The sequence below is a fragment of the Aquabacterium sp. genome, assembly GCF_034003525.1.
Taxonomy (GTDB): Bacteria; Pseudomonadota; Gammaproteobacteria; order Burkholderiales; family Burkholderiaceae_C; genus Aquabacterium.
On the sequence record NZ_JAVEYN010000011.1, the window covers coordinates 13,034 to 31,811 of the forward strand.

Below are 18,778 nucleotides of genomic sequence, written 5' to 3' on the forward strand. Positions count from 1 at the left end.
CCCATGACGCAATCCCCCTCCCGCCGCGCTGCCGCCCAGCGCATGTTGGGTGGTCTGGCGCTGCTCACAGGCGGTGCCGTGTGGCCTTGGCAGGCGGCCCAGGCCCAGTTCCGTGTCGAGATCTCCGGTGTCGGGGCCACTCAGATTCCCATCGCCATCGGCGCCTTCCGTGACGAAGGGCGGGTGCCGCAACCCCTCTCGCGCATCATCAAGGCTGACCTCGAGCGCAGCGGCCTGTTTCGCATCCTCGACGCCTCGGCCGACCGGCTCGACGACACCAGCCGCCCCCCGCTGCCCGACTGGCGTAGCAAGGGCGCCGATGCGCTGCTGACCGGTTCGGCCACACCGCTGGTTGATGGTCGTTTCGACATCCGCTACCAGCTTTGGGATGTGCTCAAGGGCCAAGGCAGCGGCATCATCAGTCTGGTCGTGACGGCCGGCGACCTGCGTCAGGCCGCTCACCGCATTGCCGATGACATCTACCAGCGCCTGACGGGCGACATGGGCGTGTTCTCGACCCGCATCGCCTACGTCAGCAAGGCCGGCGCACGCCACACCCTGGTCGTGGCTGATGCCGACGGCGAGGGCGCGCAGGCTCCCTTGACGATCTCGCAACCCATCATCTCGCCCGCTTGGTCACCCGATGGCCAGCGTCTGGCCTATGTCTCCTTTGAGGGCGGCAAGCCGGTGGTCGTGGTGCAGGAGGTGAGCACGGGGCGCCGCCGCGTGGTCGCGGGCTTCAAGGGCTCGAACAGCGCGCCGGCCTGGTCTCCCGATGGGCGTCAGCTGGCCGTCACCCTCAGTCGCGACGGGGGCTCGCAGCTGTACCTGATCGGCGCCGACGGTCAGGGCCTGCAGCGCGTCACGCAAAGCGCTTCCATCGACACCGAGGCGGCCTGGTCGCCCGATGGCCGCACGCTGTACTTCGTCAGCGATCGCGGCGGCGCCCCCCAGATTTACACGGTGCCTGCTTCGGGCGGTCAGCCGCGTCGCGTCACCTTCCAGGGCGGCTACAACATCAGCCCCGCCATCAGCCCCGATGGCCGCCACATGGCCTACATCAGCCAGGTGGACGCCGGCTACCGCCTGCACCTGATGGAGCTGGCCTCCGGCAAGGTCACGCCGCTGACCGACACCCGCGACGATGAAAGCCCGAGCTTTGCGCCCAACAGCAAGCTCATCATTTACGCCACCCGCGCCCAAGGGCGCGACGTGCTGATGACGACCTCGCTCGATGGTCGCATCAAGGCGCGTCTGGCCACCACCCAGGCCGACGTGCGTGAGCCGGTGTGGGGTCCCCATGTGCTGCCCCCACGTCGCTGAATTTGTTCGCCGTTTTCCCTGTTGTCCCGATCACTCTCACTGGAGATCCACCATGAACTTCTCTCGCACCCTGTTCGTTTCGGCCGTGAGCGCCGCTGTCCTGACCCTGGCTGGCTGCGGCTCGGCCGTCAAGCTCGATGACCAAGCCGGTTCGGGCGCTGCCCCGATCACCTCGGCCACGCCCGGCGCCGATGCCAATGCCGCTTCGTCCAGCAACGTCGCGTCGGTCGTGGTGCCGGACCAGAACGCCGGCGCCGATGCCAGCGGCCTGACCCGCGTCATCTACTTCGACTTCGACAGCTTCGTCGTCAAGTCCGAGTTCACCGGTGCCGTCGACGGCCACGCCAAGCGTCTGAACGCCAACAAGGCCAAGAAGGTCATCATCGAAGGTCACACCGACGAGCGCGGTGGTCGTGAGTACAACCTGGCCCTGGGTCAAAAGCGTGCCGAAGCCGTGCAGAAGTCGCTGACGCTGTTGGGTGTGTCGGGCGAGCAGATCGAGGCCGTGAGCTTCGGTGAAGAGCGCCCTGCAGCCCAAGGTGCGGGCGAAGCCGTCTGGGCCCAGAACCGCCGCGCCGAGATCAAGGACCGCTGATCGCCCCCGACGCTCGTTTTGCCCGTTTCTTGAGGACAGCTCATGCCTGATGTTCAGCCTTTCCTGGTGCGCCTGCGTCCCTGGGTGTTCGTGATGACCGCGGCCCTCGGGTCGGTCAGTGCCCACGCGGCCCTGTTCGGGGATGACGAAGCCCGTCGCGCCATCCTGGACCTGCGTCAACTGCGTGCGCAAGATCAGGCGGCCCACGCCGCCTTGTCAGCCCAGGTGGACCAGCTCAAGCGCAGCCTGCTGGAGATGAACGGGCAGGTGGAGCAGCTGCGTGCCGATCTGGCACGCCAGCGCGGGCAGGAGGAGTTGCTGCTGCGTGATGTGGCCGAGCTGCAGCGTCGCCTCAAGGACGCGCAGACTGCTCAGGAAGAGCGGCTGCGCCAGCTCGAGCCGCAGACCGTGGCCGTGGATGGCAAGTCCTTCAAGGTGATGCCGGATGAGAAACGGGTGTTCGAGGAGGCCCTGGCCCACCTGCGGGCGGCCGACTTCGCGGCGGGCGCCGCAGGCTTGAACAAGCTGCTGCAGACCTATCCGCAAACCGGCTACCGTGAGTCGGCCTGGTACTGGCTGGGCAACGCGCACTACGGCTTGCGGGCCTACAAGCCGGCCATCCAGTCGTTCAAGAAACTGGTTGATCAGGCGCCTGACCACGCTCGGGCTCCCGAGGCCCTGCTATCGATTGGCAATTGCCACCTGGAGCTCAAGGACAACGCCAGCGCCCGCAAGGTGCTGGAGCAGTTGGTCAAGCAGTACCCGCAGACCGAGGCGGCCCAGGCGGCCCGTGACCGTCTGCTGACCATGCCCAAGGGCAAGTGACCCAGGCGACGTGGCCGTGCTGATTCCGGATGCCGAGCTGCTGGCCAAGGCCAGCACCCCTGACCCTGAGCGCCGTTTTGGTGGCCTGCGCCGCCTGCACGGGGTGAGTGCCTACGATGCCCTGCGTGCGGCCCGGGTGGCCGTGGTGGGGGTGGGGGGCGTGGGCTCGTGGACGGCCGAGGCCTTGGCGCGCAGTGGCGTGGCCCGCCTGGTGCTGATCGACCTGGACAACATCGCCGAGTCCAACATCAACCGGCAGGTGCATGCCCTGGAGAGCACGCTGGGGCAGGCCAAGGTGGTGGCGCTCAAGGAGCGCATCGCCCAGATTCATCCTGAGTGCGTGGTCGAAGCCATCGAAGAGTTCGTCGACGAGGCCAATGTGGCCGACTTGCTGGACGCACAGAGCCTGGACGGGGTCATCGACTGCTGTGATCAGGTGCGTGCCAAGGCCGCGCTGGCCGCCTGGGGTGTGGCCCATGGCAAGCCGGTGGTGAGCGTGGGCGCGGCCGGTGGCAAGACCCGGCCCCAACTGGTGGAGGTGGCCGACCTGTCGGAGGTGACGCACGACCCGCTGCTGGCCTCCTTGCGCCAGCGCTGGCGTCAGCGCCATGGCGGCGCGCGCCGCGGCAAGATGGGCCTGCGCTGTGTGTTTTCACGCGAAGCCGTGCTGCCGCCGCAAGACAGCTGCGAGGTGGGGCAGGGCGGTGACGGCTCGCTCAACTGCGCGGGATACGGCTCCAGCGTCACGGTGACGGCGACCTTCGGCATGGTGGCTGCGGCGCAACTGATCGAACAGTTGTTGTCTCCCGCCCGCAAATGAGCTGCTGAAAACACGCTATACTTGCGGGCTCGGCGGGGGTCGGTAGCTCAGTCGGTAGAGCAGCGGACTTTTAATCCGTTGGTCGAGGGTTCGAGTCCCTCCCGACCCACCAATGAAATCAATGACTTAGCCTCGGATGCCCTCCGGGGCTTTGTTGTTTTTGCGAACGATGTAAGGGCGGATGTAAGTCAATTTCCGGAATGCATCGCCAGCACCAGCAATGAAAAAGCCCCACGGCGGGGGCTTTGGTTGGTTCGTGTGGCGTTCACTCCATGTCGGGCAGGTAGTGCAGCAGCACCACGGCAGCACGGACACGAGCCCGCAGCGGCGCATGGTTTGCGTTCATTAGTGCTAGCAGCCACACCAGCGGGTCAGCGGTCACGGGCAGGCCTCCTATCAGCGTCGGCCTGTTGCGGCTCCCTGGGGGCCTTCCTGCCCCCTTCCCGCGCCCACCCCAGCCCCGATGCTGCATAGTTGATTTGTTGATTCTTTTTCCCATGGGTGGTTTTTTCTGCGCGTGCGGGGAGGCGGGGTTTACAGGGTCGAAAGGTTGCCAAGTCTTGACCCGCCCCTCCCACTGTCAGCGCATCCAAAAAAGCAGCCAATTTCGCGGATGTGCAAAAGGACGGGGGTAAGCGGTTTCCTGTTGCGAAGCGCCAGACATTGAACTGCCCCCCCGGCTTGCTGGCGCTGTCGGTCGCTCACACTGGCAGGGCCATTTGCCCGCCTGGGTTGGGCTTGGCGTCAGGGGTGGGCACAAGGTCAGGCGCTTGCAGGTCTTCCAGGTCTTTGAGCACCTCGGACAGATTCAGGGCGATGCACTCGCTTGCTTGCGCCTCGGGCGTCACGTCGAGGTCTTGAACGTGCAGCGCATGGTCTAGCAGCCCGGCCAGCTCCTTTGCCCGCGTGCTCAATGCCTGAACCCGGCCATGTATGCGCTCAATGGCGCGTCGTGTCTTGTCGGGCATGTCGAACCCCACCATTGATGCCAGCACCTGAACTTGGGCGGGGTGCAGTTCGATGATGTGCGGGCCATCAATGCCGGTCGGGTCTTCCAGTCTGAAAAGGCCGGTCGGCAATGCTTCGATGGTCACGGCGGGGAAGGTTTGAATGGTCGTCATGGTCTGGTCTTTCTGGTCAGTAGCCATTGCTGGCGCTGTCGTACTCATTCACCCATTCGTCAGATACAGGCGTCTCGCTCAAGACCTGTATTGAACTAGGCTGTACTGAACTAAGCTGTACTAAGGACTCGCGTCTTACTCGCGGGTCACCCGTCGAGTCACCCGGCCCGTCATTCGTCAGCGGCTTGGTGTGCTTGCTGTTGGTCTTTGCCGCACCTTGTCGGCCTCCTTGTGACTGGCGCTCTCGGATGCCCTCTAGGTGGGCGCGGTATGCGTCAAGCTCGGGGCAAACGATGCAGCCACCAGCCAGGGCAAAGTAAGGCATCACGGCAGGCAATGCCGCGCTAACCTCGTTCACCTCGTACCCCAGCATTCGCGCCAGGGTGCAGGGATCGGCGGGCACCTGCTTGTTCACCCAGCACTCATGCCGGAGCGTCAGCAGCAATCCGCGTTCGGCCAGCGACATGACGCGGTATTGAATGCGCGCCATGAAGTTAGCCGGGTACTCTTGATAGGCGGGGGCGTCTCTGCTCTGTGCCATGTGTCAGGCCCCCTCAAACAATGCGCCCTGCTCGGCGTCGTGACTGCGCTTTGCTGCGGCCCGGTTCATCAGGTCGGCTTGGCGCTTGGCCTTGGCTGCATTGGCGCGCAGCTTCAGCCGGGCGGCTCTGACCTTGGCGCACCATTGGGCGGCACCTCTTGCGGCAGCGTGAGCAATCACGGTGGGCGGCAGGAAGTATTCGGCCACATAGGTGACGCGGCCATCCGTGCAGCCAGCGGCCTTCTCGGTGCGCTCGATGCGCCAGCCGTAGCCGTCTTCGAGGTAGAAGACATGCGCAGAAAGGCGTGTTGTGCTGGCCTCGCCCACGGCGTCAAGGCTTGTCAGGCGCTCACCAGATAGCAGACGGCGCAAGACCTCGGCGCAAACGGTGTCCAGCTTGGCAGGGAAGCCGAAAGGCGAGACAATCGGGGCACCTTCCACGGTGGCGCTCGATTCAGTTTTGATGCTGGGTCGGGCGTCTTTCATTAAGCGGCCTCCCGTGCATCAGCCTTGGGCATGTTCGCAATGCCCACCTCCAGCACGTTGACGATGGCAACGGCAAAGCCAGCGGCGGCGCTGTCAGCGTCTTGCAGCTTGGACAGTTCGCTCAGCTTTTCACGCACGGCGCGCAGTGCTTCGGCCTGGGGGCGGTCACGCAGCGCCAGCAGCTCATCCAGCAGAGCGGCACCCATTGCAGCCCCGGCGCGCTCGTAGAGCTGTTTGCGCTTGTCGCCAGTGGCGCACCCACGCAGGGCAGCACACATTGCGGAAACGTAATGGGCGTAGGTGGCGGCGCTCATGCTGGCACCCCCAGCACGCGGCGCAGTTCAGAAACGGGCCAGCCCAAGCGGCCATTGATGCGAATGGGGCGAAGGGGGCCGTTCTCTTTGCAGGCCCAGATGCGCAGGGTCTGCGGGCAGCGCAGTAGGTAGTGCGCTGCCTGCTCGGTCGGCACCGTGGGGCGGTTGACCTGTTCCAGCGGGGGAAAGGATTCAGAGCGGCGCAGGGTAGTGCCGTTTTGTGTTTCTGTTTGCATACATCACCTCTTTCGTGGCACCCCAAGCAATGCGCCTGGGTTGTGATGTATGCAGTTTTGTTTTTTCGCGTTTATCGGTCACGCGTTTGCACAAACTTGGCCAAATGTCTGCAAAGTCAGATTTTTGACCAGTTCATGCGCAAGGCTTTGCGGTATGGCTTCTGCTCTGCTTCCAGGTTGTTGAATAGGTCTGTTGCTTTGCGCTGCGAGACGTGCAGGCCCAGTTCATCGATGGCTCGCCGGATGCAGGCGTCTTTGCTCAGTTTCGGGTGACGCTTGTGAATCTGCCGCACACACACTAATAGTCGGATGGCTTGCTCACGGTTGCGACGATGGATGGCCCCAGCCTTCCCGCCTTTGTGGCTTTCCTCGGTGCCGAAAACCTGACCCAGCGTTGTAGGTGTGCGCTCCAGTTCGTGAATGGCTTGTAAGTAGCCTGTCGCGCACCAGTAAGGCAGCGGCAGATTTTGCCGGGCGCACTCACGGATGGCCCAGAGAATCGCGGATTTGTCCCCTGCCTCGTACTTCAGTCGGTACACGTCCAGATACTCGTGAACCTCAAGCAAAGGCTGTGTGTGCAGAGTGTCAACATCGGGCTTCAGTGAGAATCTAAGGCCGGTTCTTAGGCCGTGCGCACAGTCCCCCCATGCCTGCTCCATGCTCGCTAGTTCTCGCTCGGTTTCGTTGGGGCGCTCTGCCAAAGGCAGGCCCTCGGCAATTTGTTTGATTATGTTCATGCCGCCCCACCTGCCACCACGCGCAGCTTTCCGGGCTCGGCTTGGGCGTTGAATTGCACCCCGGCCTGCTCCAGAATCCATGCCTCGATACGCTCATGGTGAACGCGTAGCAGGTCAAGCGGGCGCACGGTGTAATGCTTCTCGGCGGTGGCGCTGGGCTTGTGTCCCATGATTTGCGCCACCACGCCAGCGGGGCACTCCAGCCACTCGGTCAGGCTTTTGAACGAACGGCGTAGCCCGTGCAAGGTCAGCCCCTCGATGCCTGCCACCTTGCAGGCTTTTTCGTGTGGCTTGTGCGGCTTGCTGATTGGCTGGGGTGCCTTTTCGAGTGTTGTCCTGATTGGCTTGGCGGCCTTGGCGGGTGTCGTGCTGGCGCTGGCAAATACCCATTCACTGCGGCGGGGCAGGGCGGCCAGCATTTGCGACACGTAAGGCGTCAGCGGAATGACGCGCTCCCCCTCTACCTTGTCGCGGATGGTCAGGCCCTTCCATTGGGTGTTCAAGTCTTCCCAGCGCATATCCAGCACTTCGCCAGGACGGGCACCCGTCAGCAGCAGCGTTTGCAGATAGGCGGCCACGGTCGGGTTGCCGATGCTGCGCACGGCGGCAAACCACACGGGCAACTGCTCACGCAGCAAGGCGTCTTGCTTAACGCCAGCTTTCCCCAGCACCTCCCGCGCTTTCTTGGTCTTTGCTGGGTTCGTGCTGGGCAGCATGGGCGCATATTCCGGTTGTTCAGCGCACCAGCCTAGAAACGCCTTCAGCAGTCGCCATGCCAGCCGGGCGGCGGTCGGTCGTGTCTGTGCCTCGCGTGCGGCCCATGCATCGATAACTGGCGCGGTCAGGTCACGCAGTGCCAGCCCCAGCAGCGGATGCAATGGCCCGGCAATGGTCACGCCACGGCCACGGGTGCCACGCTTGGCAGGTTCCCCCCCGGCTTGGGATAGCTTCACATGGTCGGCATAGTGGCGGTCGCCCCAAAACGGGCGGCGTGCCTCTAGGTATAGCTTCCAGACCTCCCCCACGGTCAGGGCTTGGGCGGCAGCGGCGGCTTGCTTCTCCGCATGTGCGGCCAGGGCTTCACGCTTGAGGTCGCGGGGGTCTTTGCCTTCGTCAATCAGGCGTTGCAGTTCGCGTGCCTTTGCTTGCGCGTCAGAGATGCTCCAGGCGGTCGGGCTTCCGATGGTCAGGCGTATGTCTTTGCCCTGGTACACGGACTGGAACACATAGGACGGCTTCCCGGCAGGCGTCGCTCTCAGTCCCAGCCCCGGCGCTGTCGCATCCCACATGAAAGCCTGCCTCTTGTCGGGCGGGCACTTGAACCCGGCAACTCGTCCAGCAGTGAATGCAACCTTTGCCATGTAGACTCCTCGCCAGTCTTACATCGGGTTGGATGTAAGGGCGGATGTAAGACCATTTACCCAAAACTGGCGAACACGAATCAACGGTTGGTATGTTCAAACATACAGTTGTTTTGCGCTAACCTGTTGATTTGTGTAGAGTCTATCAACGGTGTTCAATGTTGGCAAATCTTTGGTGGAACGGACTTTTAATCCGTTGGTCGAGGGTTCGAGTCCCTCCCGACCCACCAACGATATCTGAGGCAACTCACGCAAACTAGCCAACCCGTCCGGTTGGCTTTTTTGTTTTTGGCCGCCCAGAATGCCACCGCAAAGACCACAGGAGCACCCATCGGATGTTCGTCTTGTCGAAGCTGCTGTCGGCCATCACCCAGCCGATGTTCTGGTTGGCTCTGTGGTGGGGCATCCTGACAGCTACGCAGCCCATGGCCAGGTGCCACTGGGCGAATCGGCCGAGCGGATGACTGTGCCGGTGGGCTTGCTGCGCCAGCACCCGAAACTCCAACTCGTGTTTTCTGGTGGGGAGGGGCGCTTGCTGACCACCGGGGTCACGGAAGCGGCCTTGGCGCGTGCCTTCTACCTGGAGCAAGGTGTGGACATGAGCCGGGTTCGGCTCGAAAGCGGCTCCCGCACCACCCGAGAAAATGCCCGGCAGGTGGCCCAACTCCTGGGGGCACGCTGCCAGGCGCCCTGGCTCCTGGTGACCTCGGCCTGGCACATGCCACGCGCGATGAGCGAGTTCGAGGCCGTGGGCTGCAACGTGACGCCGTATCCCGTCGATTTCCGCACGGGAGAATCCACATCCTGGACCGAGTATTCGCTGGCCCACAGCCTGCTGCGCTGGCAGACCGCGCTGCACGAGTGGCTGGGTTGGACGATGTACAGGCTCACCCGCTGAACCCGACAGCCAGGCACATGGCGCAGCCGCTCAGAACGATGGTCATCGACCGGCGCGTGCATTCCCGTTGGACAATCCAGGCATGACGTCATCCCGGATCCGTCTCTGGTTGGGTTTTTCGCTGCTGAGCCTGAGCCTGGTCGCGGGTGTCCTGGCCTCGGGCATCTGGGCCGCGCGGCGCGAAGCCGACCTGCAAGCCCAGGCCATTCGGCGCGTTATCGAGGTGCACAAGCTGGCGCTGAGGGGCAGCGTCGACCGATACAGCTACTTGCCTTTCACGGTGGCGCAGCACCCGCAGGTCATCGACGTGCTGCGCGCATCCCGTGCGAACCTGGCGCTGGCACGTGCGAATGCCTACTTGCAGGACATCAACCGTCATGCCGGTTCGCTGTCGCTGTACGTCATGGATGCCCAGGGGCAAACATTGGCGTCAAGCAACTGGGACAGTCGAGACAGTTTCGTGGGTGAGAACTACGCGAACCGCCCCTATTTCATTGACGCGCTGGCAGGACGGCAAGGGCGTTTCTATGGGGTGGGCAAGACCACCGGAGAGCCGGGACTCTTCATCTCCGCCCCTGTCAGGGATGCCGGGCAGGTGATCGGCGTCGTGACCGTCAAGATCAGCCTGCAGCAGATTCAGGATACCTGGGCACAGTCTGCAGACCCCGTCATGCTGTCCGACGCCCGAGGCGTCTTGTTCCTGGGCTCGGAGCCGAGCTGGCGCTACCGTGCCATCCGAGCGGTGTCCGACAAGGACCGCCATTGGCTGCGTGAGCACGATGTCTACGGGCGGGTGCGGGACTTTCCAGTGCTACCGTGGCGCGTTCAGCCCGCGGAGGACCACGAAGGCTACTTGCTGACCAGCCAGATCAATGGTCGATCGCGGGTCTTTCTGGCGCTCGATGAGCCCTTGCCCGAGTTGGGCTGGACCCTGACGGTGACCAAGGACTACGCCTCGGTCATGGCGGCGCGCAACCGTACCTGGGCGCTGGCCAGTCTGGGTGCAGCCTTGGTGGTGGTCATCGGCCTGAACTGGCGGCTTCAGGCGCGTCGCTTCAGCGAGCAGCGACAGGCTCGTCGGGAGCTGGAGTTGCGTGTGCAGGAGCGCACCCATGAACTGGCCGAGGCCAATGCCTTCCGACAGGCGATGGAAGACTCGCTGCCCGTGGGCATGCGGGCGCGCGACTTGGACGGGCGCATCATCTACGTCAACCCGGCCTTGTGCGAGCTCACCGGCTACAGCGCCCAAGAGTTGATCGGGCAGCTGCCTCCCTATCCTTACTGGCACCCCGACGAGATGGAAAAGCACTGGGCCGCGACCGAGGCCACCTTGTCGGGCCGGACGATGGCCAACGAGGTGGAGTTGCGCATCCGCCACCGCGACGGTCACGACGTCTACACCATGGTCTACACCGCCCCGCTGATCGACGCGAGCGGCCGGCACAGTGGCTGGATGAGTTCGATGGTGGACATCACCGACCAGCGCCTGGCGGAGGCGCGGCAGCGAGCGTACGACGAGCAGTTGCAGCACACCCAGCGACTGGCCAGCGTGGGTGAAATGGCCTCCACCCTGGCACACGAACTGAACCAGCCTCTGATGGCCTTGAGCAGCTTCGCGAGTGCGGCCAAGGCCTTTGCCACGCAGAACGAACACGGACTTCTCATCGACAGTCTGGATGAAATCGCTACACAGGCCCGTCGGGCCGGTGACATCGTGCACCGCCTTCGCAGTTTCGTGCGTCAGCGCACCGCCGGGACCGAGCGCTGTGACCTGAACGCCTGCATCGACAACGTACTGGTGCTGCTCAAGGCCGAGGTGCGGCACCATCGTGCCCAGATCCGTCTGCATCTGGCGCCCGACCTGCCCGAGGTGCAGGGTGACCGTGTGCTGCTGGAGCAGGTGCTGCTCAACCTCATCCTCAACAGCCTGCAGGCCATGGAGGGCTTGCCTCGTGCCCGCCGCGTGATCGACATCACCACGCGTCATCAGGCCGAAGGTATTCGGGTGTCGATCCGTGATCACGGACCTGGGATGGAGGCTCAGGCGGCACAGCGGGTGTTCGAGCCCTTCTTCACCACCAAGGCCGAGGGGCTGGGCTTGGGGCTGAACATCTGCCGTACCATCATCGAAAGCCACGGCGGACGTCTGGCGTTCGAGCCGGCGCCCGACGAGGGCATCACCTTTTATTTCGACCTGCCATTGCGGCCATGACACCGTTTCAGATGAACCTGTATGTCGTCGATGACGACGAGGCTGTGCGTCGCGCCATCGCGCTGTTGCTGATCTCGCGGGGGTTCAAGGTGCAGGCCTTTGCATCGGGCGATGCCTTTCTGGAGGGGGCGGTGCTGGACGCGCCGGGCTGCGTGATCCTGGACTTGCGCATGGACGGCCTCAGTGGCCTGCAGGTTTTCGAGCACTTGCGCACCAGTGCCAGCCCGCTCATGGTGATCTTCCTGTCTGGTCACGGTGACATCACGCTGGCGACCGAGGCCATGCGCAACGGCGCCAGCATCTGGCTGCCCAAGCCTTGCAGTGACGAGCGTTTGCTCGATGAGGTGCAGCGTGCGTTGGCTGCGTCGGCCGAGGTGGCCACCCGGCAGGCGGAACGCCGTCAGGCCGTGCAGGCCTGGGAAACCTTGACGCCACGCGAAAAGGCCGTGGCTCAGTTGCTGTCGCTGGACCTGCCCAACAAGGAAATTTCGCGCCGGCTCGTGCCGCCCTGTGATCCTCGCACGGTGGAGTCACATCGGGCACGCATCTACGACAAGCTGGGCACCACCAGCGTGACCGAAATTGCGCGCATTGCGACGCATGCCACGGCGGCTGAGCGGACCTGACCGGTTCGGATCTCACTGCGCTGCGTAAAACTACGCAGGTCGCCTTGCGCGTCTTACGGACGACACCTGACAGGGCAATGCGGACACTCGGGCCATCGGTTGAAATATGTCACGGGGGTGACATGTGGCCAGTCTTCTGGAGTGCTCGCAATGCAAGCTGCCCAAACCACGCTCGACGGTGCAACGGCACCGGCTCAGCTGCCCTACACCCTGGAGGAGAAGCGCAAGCGCATCTTCGCCATCATGGCGGCGTCCTCGGGCAACCTGGTCGAGTGGTTCGACTTCTACATCTACGCTTTCTGCGCGATTTACTTCGCCCCGTCCTTCTTCCCGAAGGCCGACCCCACGGTGCAACTGCTCAACACCGCGGGCGTGTTTGCCGCCGGTTTCCTGATGCGCCCGGTCGGTGGCTGGTTGTTCGGTCGCATCGCTGACCGCAAGGGCCGCAAGACCTCCATGGTGACCTCGGTGATCATGATGTGCGCCGGCTCGCTGATGATCGCCTGTCTTCCCACCTACGAAACCATTGGTGTGGCGGCACCTGCCTTGCTCTTGCTGGCCCGTTTGCTCCAGGGCTTGTCGGTCGGGGGTGAGTACGGCACCACGGCCACCTACATGAGCGAAGTGGCCATGCGCGGTCAGCGCGGCTTCTTCTCTTCCTTCCAGTACGTCACCCTCATCGGTGGCCAACTGCTGGCGGTGCTGGTGCTCATCGTGCTGCAACAGTTCCTCACCGATGCCGAACTCAAGGCCTGGGGCTGGCGCATTCCCTTCGTGGTCGGTGCCGCCGCGGCCATCGTGGCCTTGCTCCTGCGTCGCTCGCTCAAGGAAACCTCCAGCGCGGAGACCCGTCAGCACAAGGGTGCCGGCAGCGTGGGTGAGCTGTTCCGCCACCACAAGGCCGCCTTCTTCACCGTGCTGGGCTACACCGCCGGCGGCTCGCTGATCTTCTACACCTTCACCACCTACATGCAGAAGTACCTGGTGAACTCGGCCGGCATGTCCATCAAGACCGCCAGCTCGGTGATGACCCTGTGCCTGTTCGTCTACATGTGCCTGCAGCCGGTCTTCGGCGCACTGTCCGATCGCATTGGCCGTCGTAACAACATGCTCTGGTTTGGTGCCCTCGGCGCGTTGATGACGGTGCCCATCCTCACCGCCCTGCAATCGGTCAGCAGCCCGGTCGCGGCCTTCTTTCTGATCACCCTGGCCCTGGCTGTCATCAGCTTCTACACCTCGATCAGCGGCATCGTGAAGGCCGAGATGTTCCCGCCGGAGGTGCGTGCGCTGGGCGTGGGCCTGTCCTATGCCGTGGCCAATGCCATGTTCGGGGGCTCGGCCGAGTACGTGGCGCTGGGCCTGAAGTCCCTGCAGATGGAGTCGGCCTTCTACTGGTACGTCACCGGCATGATGGCGCTGGCTTTCCTGGTCAGCCTGCGCCTGCCCCGTGAGGCGACCTACCTCCGCCACGACCACTGAGCCCGCGCTCTTTGCTCACGCTGCCCACAAAGCCACCGTCAGGTGGCTTTGTTCGTTTCTGGGGTTCGAAGGGCGCCCCGAGCACAGGTCTCGCAGATGCAGTGCAGCTTGCGTTGCCCCTCCGGGACGCGAGCCAACAAGGCCGGGCTGAACGTGAGTTCGCTGCACCAGCAAGAGGGGCCACCGGCTGGGCCGTCGGCAACCCTGCCGCAGGCGTTGGGCTGGCCGCACAAAGGGCACAGATGGGGAGAAGGGCGGACGTCGTTCATGCCATCAGCCTAATCGATCTGGGTCCTTCCTGGTCAGTGGCTGCCTGGCGGCGCCTGCGCCGGGTGAAACATCACAGGCTGGCCGAGCGTGCGGATGTGCGCAATCCCCCTGCCCGAAGCGTACGGGAGGCCCGGCAACAGCGCTTAAACTCTCATGCATCCGGGCTGGGCGATGCCCCTCGTTCGCGCTGCCGTCGCCCCTGTTTGAGTCGTGATGATTGACAACGAAGAAGCTCGCTCACTGATCAGTCGACCGTCTGCCGCGCTGGTCACCGCAGACGGCGCGGCGCGTGGCATCCTGATGCGCATGACATCGGGCGTGCTGGCGGTGGCGCGCGCGCAGCAGACCCTGAGCGAGCAGCCCACCCATCAGGTCGGTGAACACCGTTTGCGCGAGGCCGATCACCGGCAGGTGCTGATGTGGGCGCAGGCCTTGGCCTTGTCACCCGAAGAGGTCTTGCAACGCCTGGCGCAGGCCCGCATCGACAACGCCCACGGCGAGACCTTGGCCTTTGCCATCGACAACGGCGCGCTGACCAGCCTGGTGTGGGACTTCGAGGCCTTGCCCCTGACCCGCTTCGAGTGGGTGGACGGTTTGCAGATCCGGCGCCTGGGCTTCAAGCAGGCCGGCACCCTCACGCCGCGCTCGCTGGCCATTCGCCTGCCGAGGCTGGACTTTCTGTGGTGCAACCGGGTGGGCCTGACCGAGCTGCAGTTGCAGACCGCCCCTGCGCTCACCCGCCTGTTTTGCGCCTACAACGAGCTCACGGCCCTGGATGTGCGTGCGGCCCCGGCGCTGACGACGCTGGCCTGCGACAACAACCAGCTGCGCACCTTGACCTTGAACGGGGTGTCGGCCCTGACGACGCTGTGGTGCCAGGAAAACCAGTTGGCCGAGCTGGACCTGACCGAGGTGTCGCAACTGAACCTGCTGGTGTGCGACTACAACCGCTTGCAGGCCCTGCAGCTGCCGGAGGCCTCGGCGCTGACCGAGTTGTGGTGTCGCGGCAACCAGCTCACGCGGCTGCCACTGGCCGCCATGCCCGGGCTGCGCGTGCTCAACTGCAACCACAACCACCTGCGCGAGTTGGACCTGGCCGCCACCCCGCGCCTGACCGAGCTGTGGTGCCGTCACAACCTGTTGACCCAGCTGGACTTTGCGTCCGTGCCTGCGCTGGTCTCGCTGGCCTGCGACCACAACCAGCTGACCCGGCTGGATCTGGCCGCGGTGCCGCAACTGACCATGCTCAGCTGCAACCACAACGACCTGGCGCAGCTGGACTTGGCGGCCGTGCCGCAGCTGCGCGAGCTTTGGTGCCGCGAGAACCAGCTCACCGTGCTGGCGCTCTGGGCCGTGCCCCACCTGAGTTTGCTCGACTGCAGCAGCAACCGGCTGACCACGCTGGCGGCGGTCGCCGTGCCGGCGCTGACCAAGCTCTGGTGTGCCGACAACCAGATCTCCCGCCTGGATGTGTCGGCCTTGCCGGCCTTGAGCCTGCTGGTGTGCGACAACAACCAGCTCACCGAGCTGAAGCTGGGCGACCTGCCCGAGCTCAAGGAGCTGTGGTGCCGCCATAACCAGCTGACGCAGCTCGATCTGTCGCGGGTGCCGGCGCTCACGGCCCTGGCCTGCGACCACAACGCCTTGCCCGCGCTCGATCTGTCGGCCGTGCCGGAACTGAGCCTGCTGGGCTGCGCCCACAACCAGCTGCGCCAGCTGGCGCTGGCGGGGGTGCCGCGCCTGTCCAAACTGTGGTGCCGTGCGAACCAGTTGATGGCCTTGAACCTGCCCGCCGTGCCGCAGCTGAGTTTGCTGGACTGCGGCGGCAACCGCCTGACCCTGCTGGACATCCGCACGCTGTCGCAATTGAGCGTGTTCGCCGCCGACCCCACTGTGGGCTTGCTGGGCACACCGCCCAGCCGGCGTCGTTGAAGGCGCGGCATGGACGATCGCGACTGGGTGCTCATTGACGTCGAGACCGCGGGCTTGAGCTCGCCCGTGGTTGTGGAGCTGGCCGCGCAGCGCATGCGGGGCTGGGTGCCGCAAGGTCCGGCCTGGCGTCGCCTGCTCAACCACGGCCCGGACATGAACCAGGACCGCTCGCGCGTGCATGGGCTCAGCCGGGCGCTCATCGAGCGCGATGGCGAGGCGCCAGCCCAGGTCTACCGCGAGTGGGCCGATTACGTCGACGGGCTGCCTCTGGTCGCGTTTGACCTGCCGCAGGCCCTGCACCGCGCCCTGCAGCCCGAATGGGTACGGCTGGGCATCGCGCCCATCGGCACGGAAGGCTTCTGCGCCCTGCGCCTGGCGCAACGCCTGCTTGACCCGGTGCCCGTGGTCAGCGGCAAGTTGCAGACCTTGAGGCAGTACTACCGCTTGCCCGAGCGCACGCCCGCGTCGGCCCTGGGCGAAGTCGAAACCGGGGTGGACCTGCTGGGCACGGTGCTGCAACCGCTGGCGATGCGCCGCGGGCTGCACAGCTGGCAGGCGGTGTGCGAGCATGCGCAGGCCCCCTGGTACCCGTCGCGCCTGGCCTTTGGCGAGTTCAAAGGGCGCCATTTCCGAGAGGCCTTGAGTGATCCGGCCTTGCATGCGTGGCTGGCGTGGCTGGCGGGATCGTCCAGCCCCCGTTCGGCCAGCATGGGGCGCTGGTACCTGGCTCAACTGGCCGAGCCGGCCCCCGAGGCGGACGAGGCGCTGGCGCAGGTCGAAACCCCTGCTGTGCGAGGCGCACAAGGTGAGCCGGTCGCGGCCGAGCCGGCTCAGGCGGGCGTGCTGGTGTTCGTCAAACCCGAGGTTGATGAACTCAAGGCCCTGATCGCCTCGGCACGGGTGCGTCTGGCCGATCTGGAGGCGCGCTACACCCAGGAGCGTCACGATATCGATGTCACGCAGGCACGCCTGTTCGGTCTGCTGCGCCCGCACTACCAGCAGCGTGATCGTCTGCGCCTGCTGGTGAGCTATCGCCGCCAGTACCTGGACGCCCTGGTGTATGACGGCGAAGAGGCCGCCGAAGCCGTGGCCCAGCAGTGTGAAGAAGCCTGGCAACAGTCGGATGCCGAGTACGAGCAGGTGGCCTTCGAGGCGGCCGAGCAGAAGGCCTTGCCCGAGGACGAAGCCCGCGAGCTCAAGAGCCTGTGGCGAAAGCTGGTGCGGCTGTTCCATCCGGACCGCTTCGCGCACGACGCTGGCAAGCTCGCGATCTTTCAGCAACTGACCAGCGAGATCAACCGCGCCCGGGACAGCGGCGATGTGCAGCGCCTGCGCGAGATCGCGCAGGACCCGAATGCCTTCTTGCTCAAGCAGGGATGGGGGCATCTGGACTTCAGCGATTCGATCGAGGCCGCCAGCCTGCGCAAGCTGTTCGAGACCCTGCAGCTGCAGATCGTGCTGGTGCTGGACGCTCTCAATGAACTGCGGCGCGATGCCCGCTACGAACTGCACAAGCTCAGTCAGGAGCGTGTGGGCTACCTCGAAGAGGTGGCACGCACCCATGCACAGGCGCTGGACGAGGAGATCACGGCGCTGGCCGCCGAGTCGGGCGCGCTGAGCGACGAGATCGAGATGCTGACCGGGCGCCCCGCACCCGGCGCCTTGTTGTGAGCGCGCCATGCGCGCAGCCAGGGGCGATTTTGTGTGTATACTTGCGGTCTTCGTTGAGCAGACGTCGCAACGGATCTTCGAATCCAGTCAGACCAAGCCGATGAAAATTTTGAAAAAGACTTGAATCTTCGCAAAGTTTGTGTATATAATTCAAGTCTTCGCTAGATAACCAGTTCTAGCGATCTTCGCAAGAAGATACCAGGTGCGGGCTCTTAGCTCAGTTGGTAGAGCAGCGGACTCTTAATCCGTTGGTCGAGTGTTCGAGTCACTCAGGGCCCACCAAATTTTCAAAAGGTCTGAATCGCAAGGTTCAGACCTTTTTGTTTTGCGCGCTCGGGTTTGGCAGTGCGCTCAGCGTGTGAGCCAGGCTTGCGGTAGTGTTGATGTTTTGCACCTCCTGGCTTTCATGATGTCTGTTTCTTCTCTGTTGAGTGCCCGCTACGGTCAGCAGGCCCCCGCCGTGCCTGAGGCCTGGTCTCCCTTGCTGGATCAGTTGTTGACCCACCGCTCGGTGCGTCACCACCTGCCTGATCCGGTCAGCGATGCGCAACTGACCGCCATCGTGGCCGCGGCCCAGTCGGCGGCTTCCTCGTCCAACCTGCAACCCTGGAGCGTGATCGCGGTGCACGACCCGGCCACCCGCGCGCGCCTGGCCGAACTCGCAGGCGATCAGGCGCATGTGGCGCAGGCGCCACTGGTGCTGGTCTGGCTGGCTGATCTGGCCCGGCTGGAGGCGGTCGCGCAAACCGCGGGGCTCACCCACGATGCGCTCGACTATCTGGAAATGGGCCTGGTGGGCGTGATCGATGCCGCCCTGGCCGCCCAGAACGCGATGGCCGCGGCCGAGTCGCTGGGTTTGTCGGGTTGCTATATCGGTGGCATGCGCAACCATCCGGAAGCGGTGGCCGAATTGCTGGGTCTGCCGCCGCGGGTGTTTGCCGTGTTTGGCATGACGCTGGGCAAGGAAGACCCCGCGCAGCCTGCCTCGGTCAAGCCGCGCTTGCCGCAAGCGGCCGTGCTGCACCACGAGCGTTATCGCCCGGTGGCCGAGCAGCAAGCCGAGATCGCGTCGTACAACGAGGCCATGGCCGCGTTCTACGCGCAGCAGCAGATGAAGGTGCGAGGCACCTGGACGGTGCATTCCGGCAAGCGGGTGGCGACGCCGGAGGCCCTGACAGGCCGTGACCGCCTCAAGGCGGCGCTGCAGGCACTGGGATTTCCCTTGAAATAGGCGTGTTTGCGACGGATCCGCGTCAACACCAGTGTTCATCGGCCTTTCCTCAAGGCACAATCGTGTTGCCCGAGATTTGCGGGTGCTTTCAGAACATCAT

The 18,778-nt window shown here is 64.5% G+C and carries 19 protein-coding genes and 2 tRNA genes; 13 read left to right on the top strand and 8 right to left on the bottom strand.

Annotation, left to right across the window (positions count from 1 at the left end; genetic code table 11):
- Positions 1 to 3 precede the first annotated feature (3 nt).
- From tolB to RBT42_RS08300, 5 genes are all read left to right on the top strand, one after another.
- On the top strand, positions 4 to 1,323 hold the full coding sequence (gene tolB, locus RBT42_RS08280) for a Tol-Pal system beta propeller repeat protein TolB (protein WP_413785870.1): 1,320 nt from the start codon (positions 4 to 6) through the stop codon (positions 1,321 to 1,323).
- Between the two features lie 52 nt (positions 1,324 to 1,375).
- Positions 1,376 to 1,918: a peptidoglycan-associated lipoprotein Pal gene (pal, locus tag RBT42_RS08285; protein ID WP_320364012.1), complete on the top strand. Its 543-nt coding sequence runs from the start codon at positions 1,376 to 1,378 to the stop codon at positions 1,916 to 1,918.
- A gap of 42 nt (positions 1,919 to 1,960) precedes the next feature.
- On the top strand, positions 1,961 to 2,743 hold the full coding sequence (gene ybgF, locus RBT42_RS08290; protein WP_320364014.1) for a tol-pal system protein YbgF: 783 nt from the start codon (positions 1,961 to 1,963) through the stop codon (positions 2,741 to 2,743).
- Between the two features lie 10 nt (positions 2,744 to 2,753).
- On the top strand, positions 2,754 to 3,563 hold the full coding sequence (locus RBT42_RS08295) for a tRNA threonylcarbamoyladenosine dehydratase (RefSeq protein ID WP_320364016.1): 810 nt from the start codon (positions 2,754 to 2,756) through the stop codon (positions 3,561 to 3,563).
- 36 nt (positions 3,564 to 3,599) lie between these two features.
- A tRNA-Lys gene (locus tag RBT42_RS08300) sits at positions 3,600 to 3,675 on the top strand.
- A gap of 589 nt (positions 3,676 to 4,264) precedes the next feature.
- Here RBT42_RS08300 and RBT42_RS08305 read toward each other — a convergent pair.
- The 7 genes from RBT42_RS08305 to RBT42_RS08335 all read right to left on the bottom strand — a co-directional run bounded on the left by RBT42_RS08305 (position 4,265) and on the right by RBT42_RS08335 (position 8,359).
- Positions 4,265 to 4,684 carry a hypothetical protein gene (locus RBT42_RS08305; protein ID WP_320364018.1) on the bottom strand — a complete coding sequence of 140 codons (420 nt, stop codon included), beginning with the start codon at positions 4,682 to 4,684 and terminating at the stop codon, positions 4,265 to 4,267.
- Positions 4,685 to 4,700: 16 nt separating this feature from the next.
- On the bottom strand, positions 4,701 to 5,225 hold the full coding sequence (locus RBT42_RS08310; RefSeq protein WP_320364020.1) for a hypothetical protein: 525 nt from the start codon (positions 5,223 to 5,225) through the stop codon (positions 4,701 to 4,703).
- A gap of 3 nt (positions 5,226 to 5,228) precedes the next feature.
- Positions 5,229 to 5,666 carry a helix-turn-helix domain-containing protein gene (locus RBT42_RS08315; protein WP_320364024.1) on the bottom strand — a complete coding sequence of 146 codons (438 nt, stop codon included), beginning with the start codon at positions 5,664 to 5,666 and terminating at the stop codon, positions 5,229 to 5,231.
- A 44-nt stretch (positions 5,667 to 5,710) separates the two neighbouring features.
- Positions 5,711 to 6,025, bottom strand: a complete 315-nt coding sequence (locus RBT42_RS08320) for a hypothetical protein (RefSeq protein ID WP_320364026.1) — start codon at positions 6,023 to 6,025, stop codon at positions 5,711 to 5,713.
- Positions 6,022 to 6,261 (bottom strand): hypothetical protein, encoded by a 240-nt coding sequence (locus tag RBT42_RS08325; protein ID WP_320364029.1) that lies wholly within the window; start codon positions 6,259 to 6,261, stop codon positions 6,022 to 6,024. The genes RBT42_RS08320 and RBT42_RS08325 overlap by 4 nt, the downstream gene beginning before the upstream one ends.
- A 116-nt stretch (positions 6,262 to 6,377) precedes the next feature.
- Entirely contained in the window at positions 6,378 to 6,998 is a 621-nt protein-coding gene (locus tag RBT42_RS08330; protein ID WP_320364031.1) for a hypothetical protein, read from the bottom strand.
- Positions 6,995 to 8,359, bottom strand: coding sequence for an integrase family protein (locus RBT42_RS08335; protein WP_320364033.1), 1,365 nt, complete (start codon positions 8,357 to 8,359; stop codon positions 6,995 to 6,997). The genes RBT42_RS08330 and RBT42_RS08335 overlap by 4 nt, the downstream gene beginning before the upstream one ends.
- A 397-nt stretch (positions 8,360 to 8,756) precedes the next feature.
- On the opposite strand from RBT42_RS08335, the gene RBT42_RS08340 reads away from it, so the two are divergent.
- From RBT42_RS08340 to RBT42_RS08355, 4 genes are all read left to right on the top strand, one after another.
- The gene (locus tag RBT42_RS08340) at positions 8,757 to 9,257 is read left to right on the top strand and encodes a YdcF family protein (protein ID WP_320364036.1); all 501 of its coding nucleotides are present in this window, start codon (positions 8,757 to 8,759) and stop codon (positions 9,255 to 9,257) included.
- 82 nt (positions 9,258 to 9,339) lie between these two features.
- On the top strand, positions 9,340 to 11,469 hold the full coding sequence (locus RBT42_RS08345) for a PAS domain S-box protein (protein ID WP_320364038.1): 2,130 nt from the start codon (positions 9,340 to 9,342) through the stop codon (positions 11,467 to 11,469).
- Positions 11,466 to 12,095: a response regulator transcription factor gene (locus RBT42_RS08350; protein WP_320364040.1), complete on the top strand. Its 630-nt coding sequence runs from the start codon at positions 11,466 to 11,468 to the stop codon at positions 12,093 to 12,095. Before RBT42_RS08345 ends, RBT42_RS08350 begins: the two co-directional genes overlap by 4 nt.
- Positions 12,096 to 12,245: 150 nt before the next feature.
- Positions 12,246 to 13,574 (top strand): MFS family transporter, encoded by a 1,329-nt coding sequence (locus RBT42_RS08355; RefSeq protein WP_320364042.1) that lies wholly within the window; start codon positions 12,246 to 12,248, stop codon positions 13,572 to 13,574.
- 38 nt (positions 13,575 to 13,612) lie between these two features.
- Here the strand turns inward: RBT42_RS08355 and RBT42_RS16500 are convergent, their stop codons facing one another.
- On the bottom strand, positions 13,613 to 13,843 hold the full coding sequence (locus RBT42_RS16500) for a cysteine-rich CWC family protein (protein ID WP_413785871.1): 231 nt from the start codon (positions 13,841 to 13,843) through the stop codon (positions 13,613 to 13,615).
- A gap of 214 nt (positions 13,844 to 14,057) precedes the next feature.
- Here RBT42_RS16500 and RBT42_RS08360 point away from each other — a divergent pair, with 214 nt between their 5' ends.
- The 4 genes from RBT42_RS08360 (at position 14,058) to RBT42_RS08375 (ending at position 18,678) form a co-directional block, all read left to right on the top strand.
- Positions 14,058 to 15,776: a leucine-rich repeat domain-containing protein gene (locus RBT42_RS08360; protein ID WP_320364044.1), complete on the top strand. Its 1,719-nt coding sequence runs from the start codon at positions 14,058 to 14,060 to the stop codon at positions 15,774 to 15,776.
- A 9-nt stretch (positions 15,777 to 15,785) separates the two neighbouring features.
- Positions 15,786 to 17,447: an exonuclease gene (locus RBT42_RS08365; protein WP_320364046.1), complete on the top strand. Its 1,662-nt coding sequence runs from the start codon at positions 15,786 to 15,788 to the stop codon at positions 17,445 to 17,447.
- A gap of 206 nt (positions 17,448 to 17,653) precedes the next feature.
- Positions 17,654 to 17,729, top strand: a tRNA-Lys gene (locus RBT42_RS08370).
- A 127-nt stretch (positions 17,730 to 17,856) separates the two neighbouring features.
- Positions 17,857 to 18,678 (top strand): NADPH-dependent oxidoreductase, encoded by an 822-nt coding sequence (locus RBT42_RS08375; RefSeq protein ID WP_320364048.1) that lies wholly within the window; start codon positions 17,857 to 17,859, stop codon positions 18,676 to 18,678.
- The last annotated feature ends 100 nt before the right edge of the window (positions 18,679 to 18,778 follow it).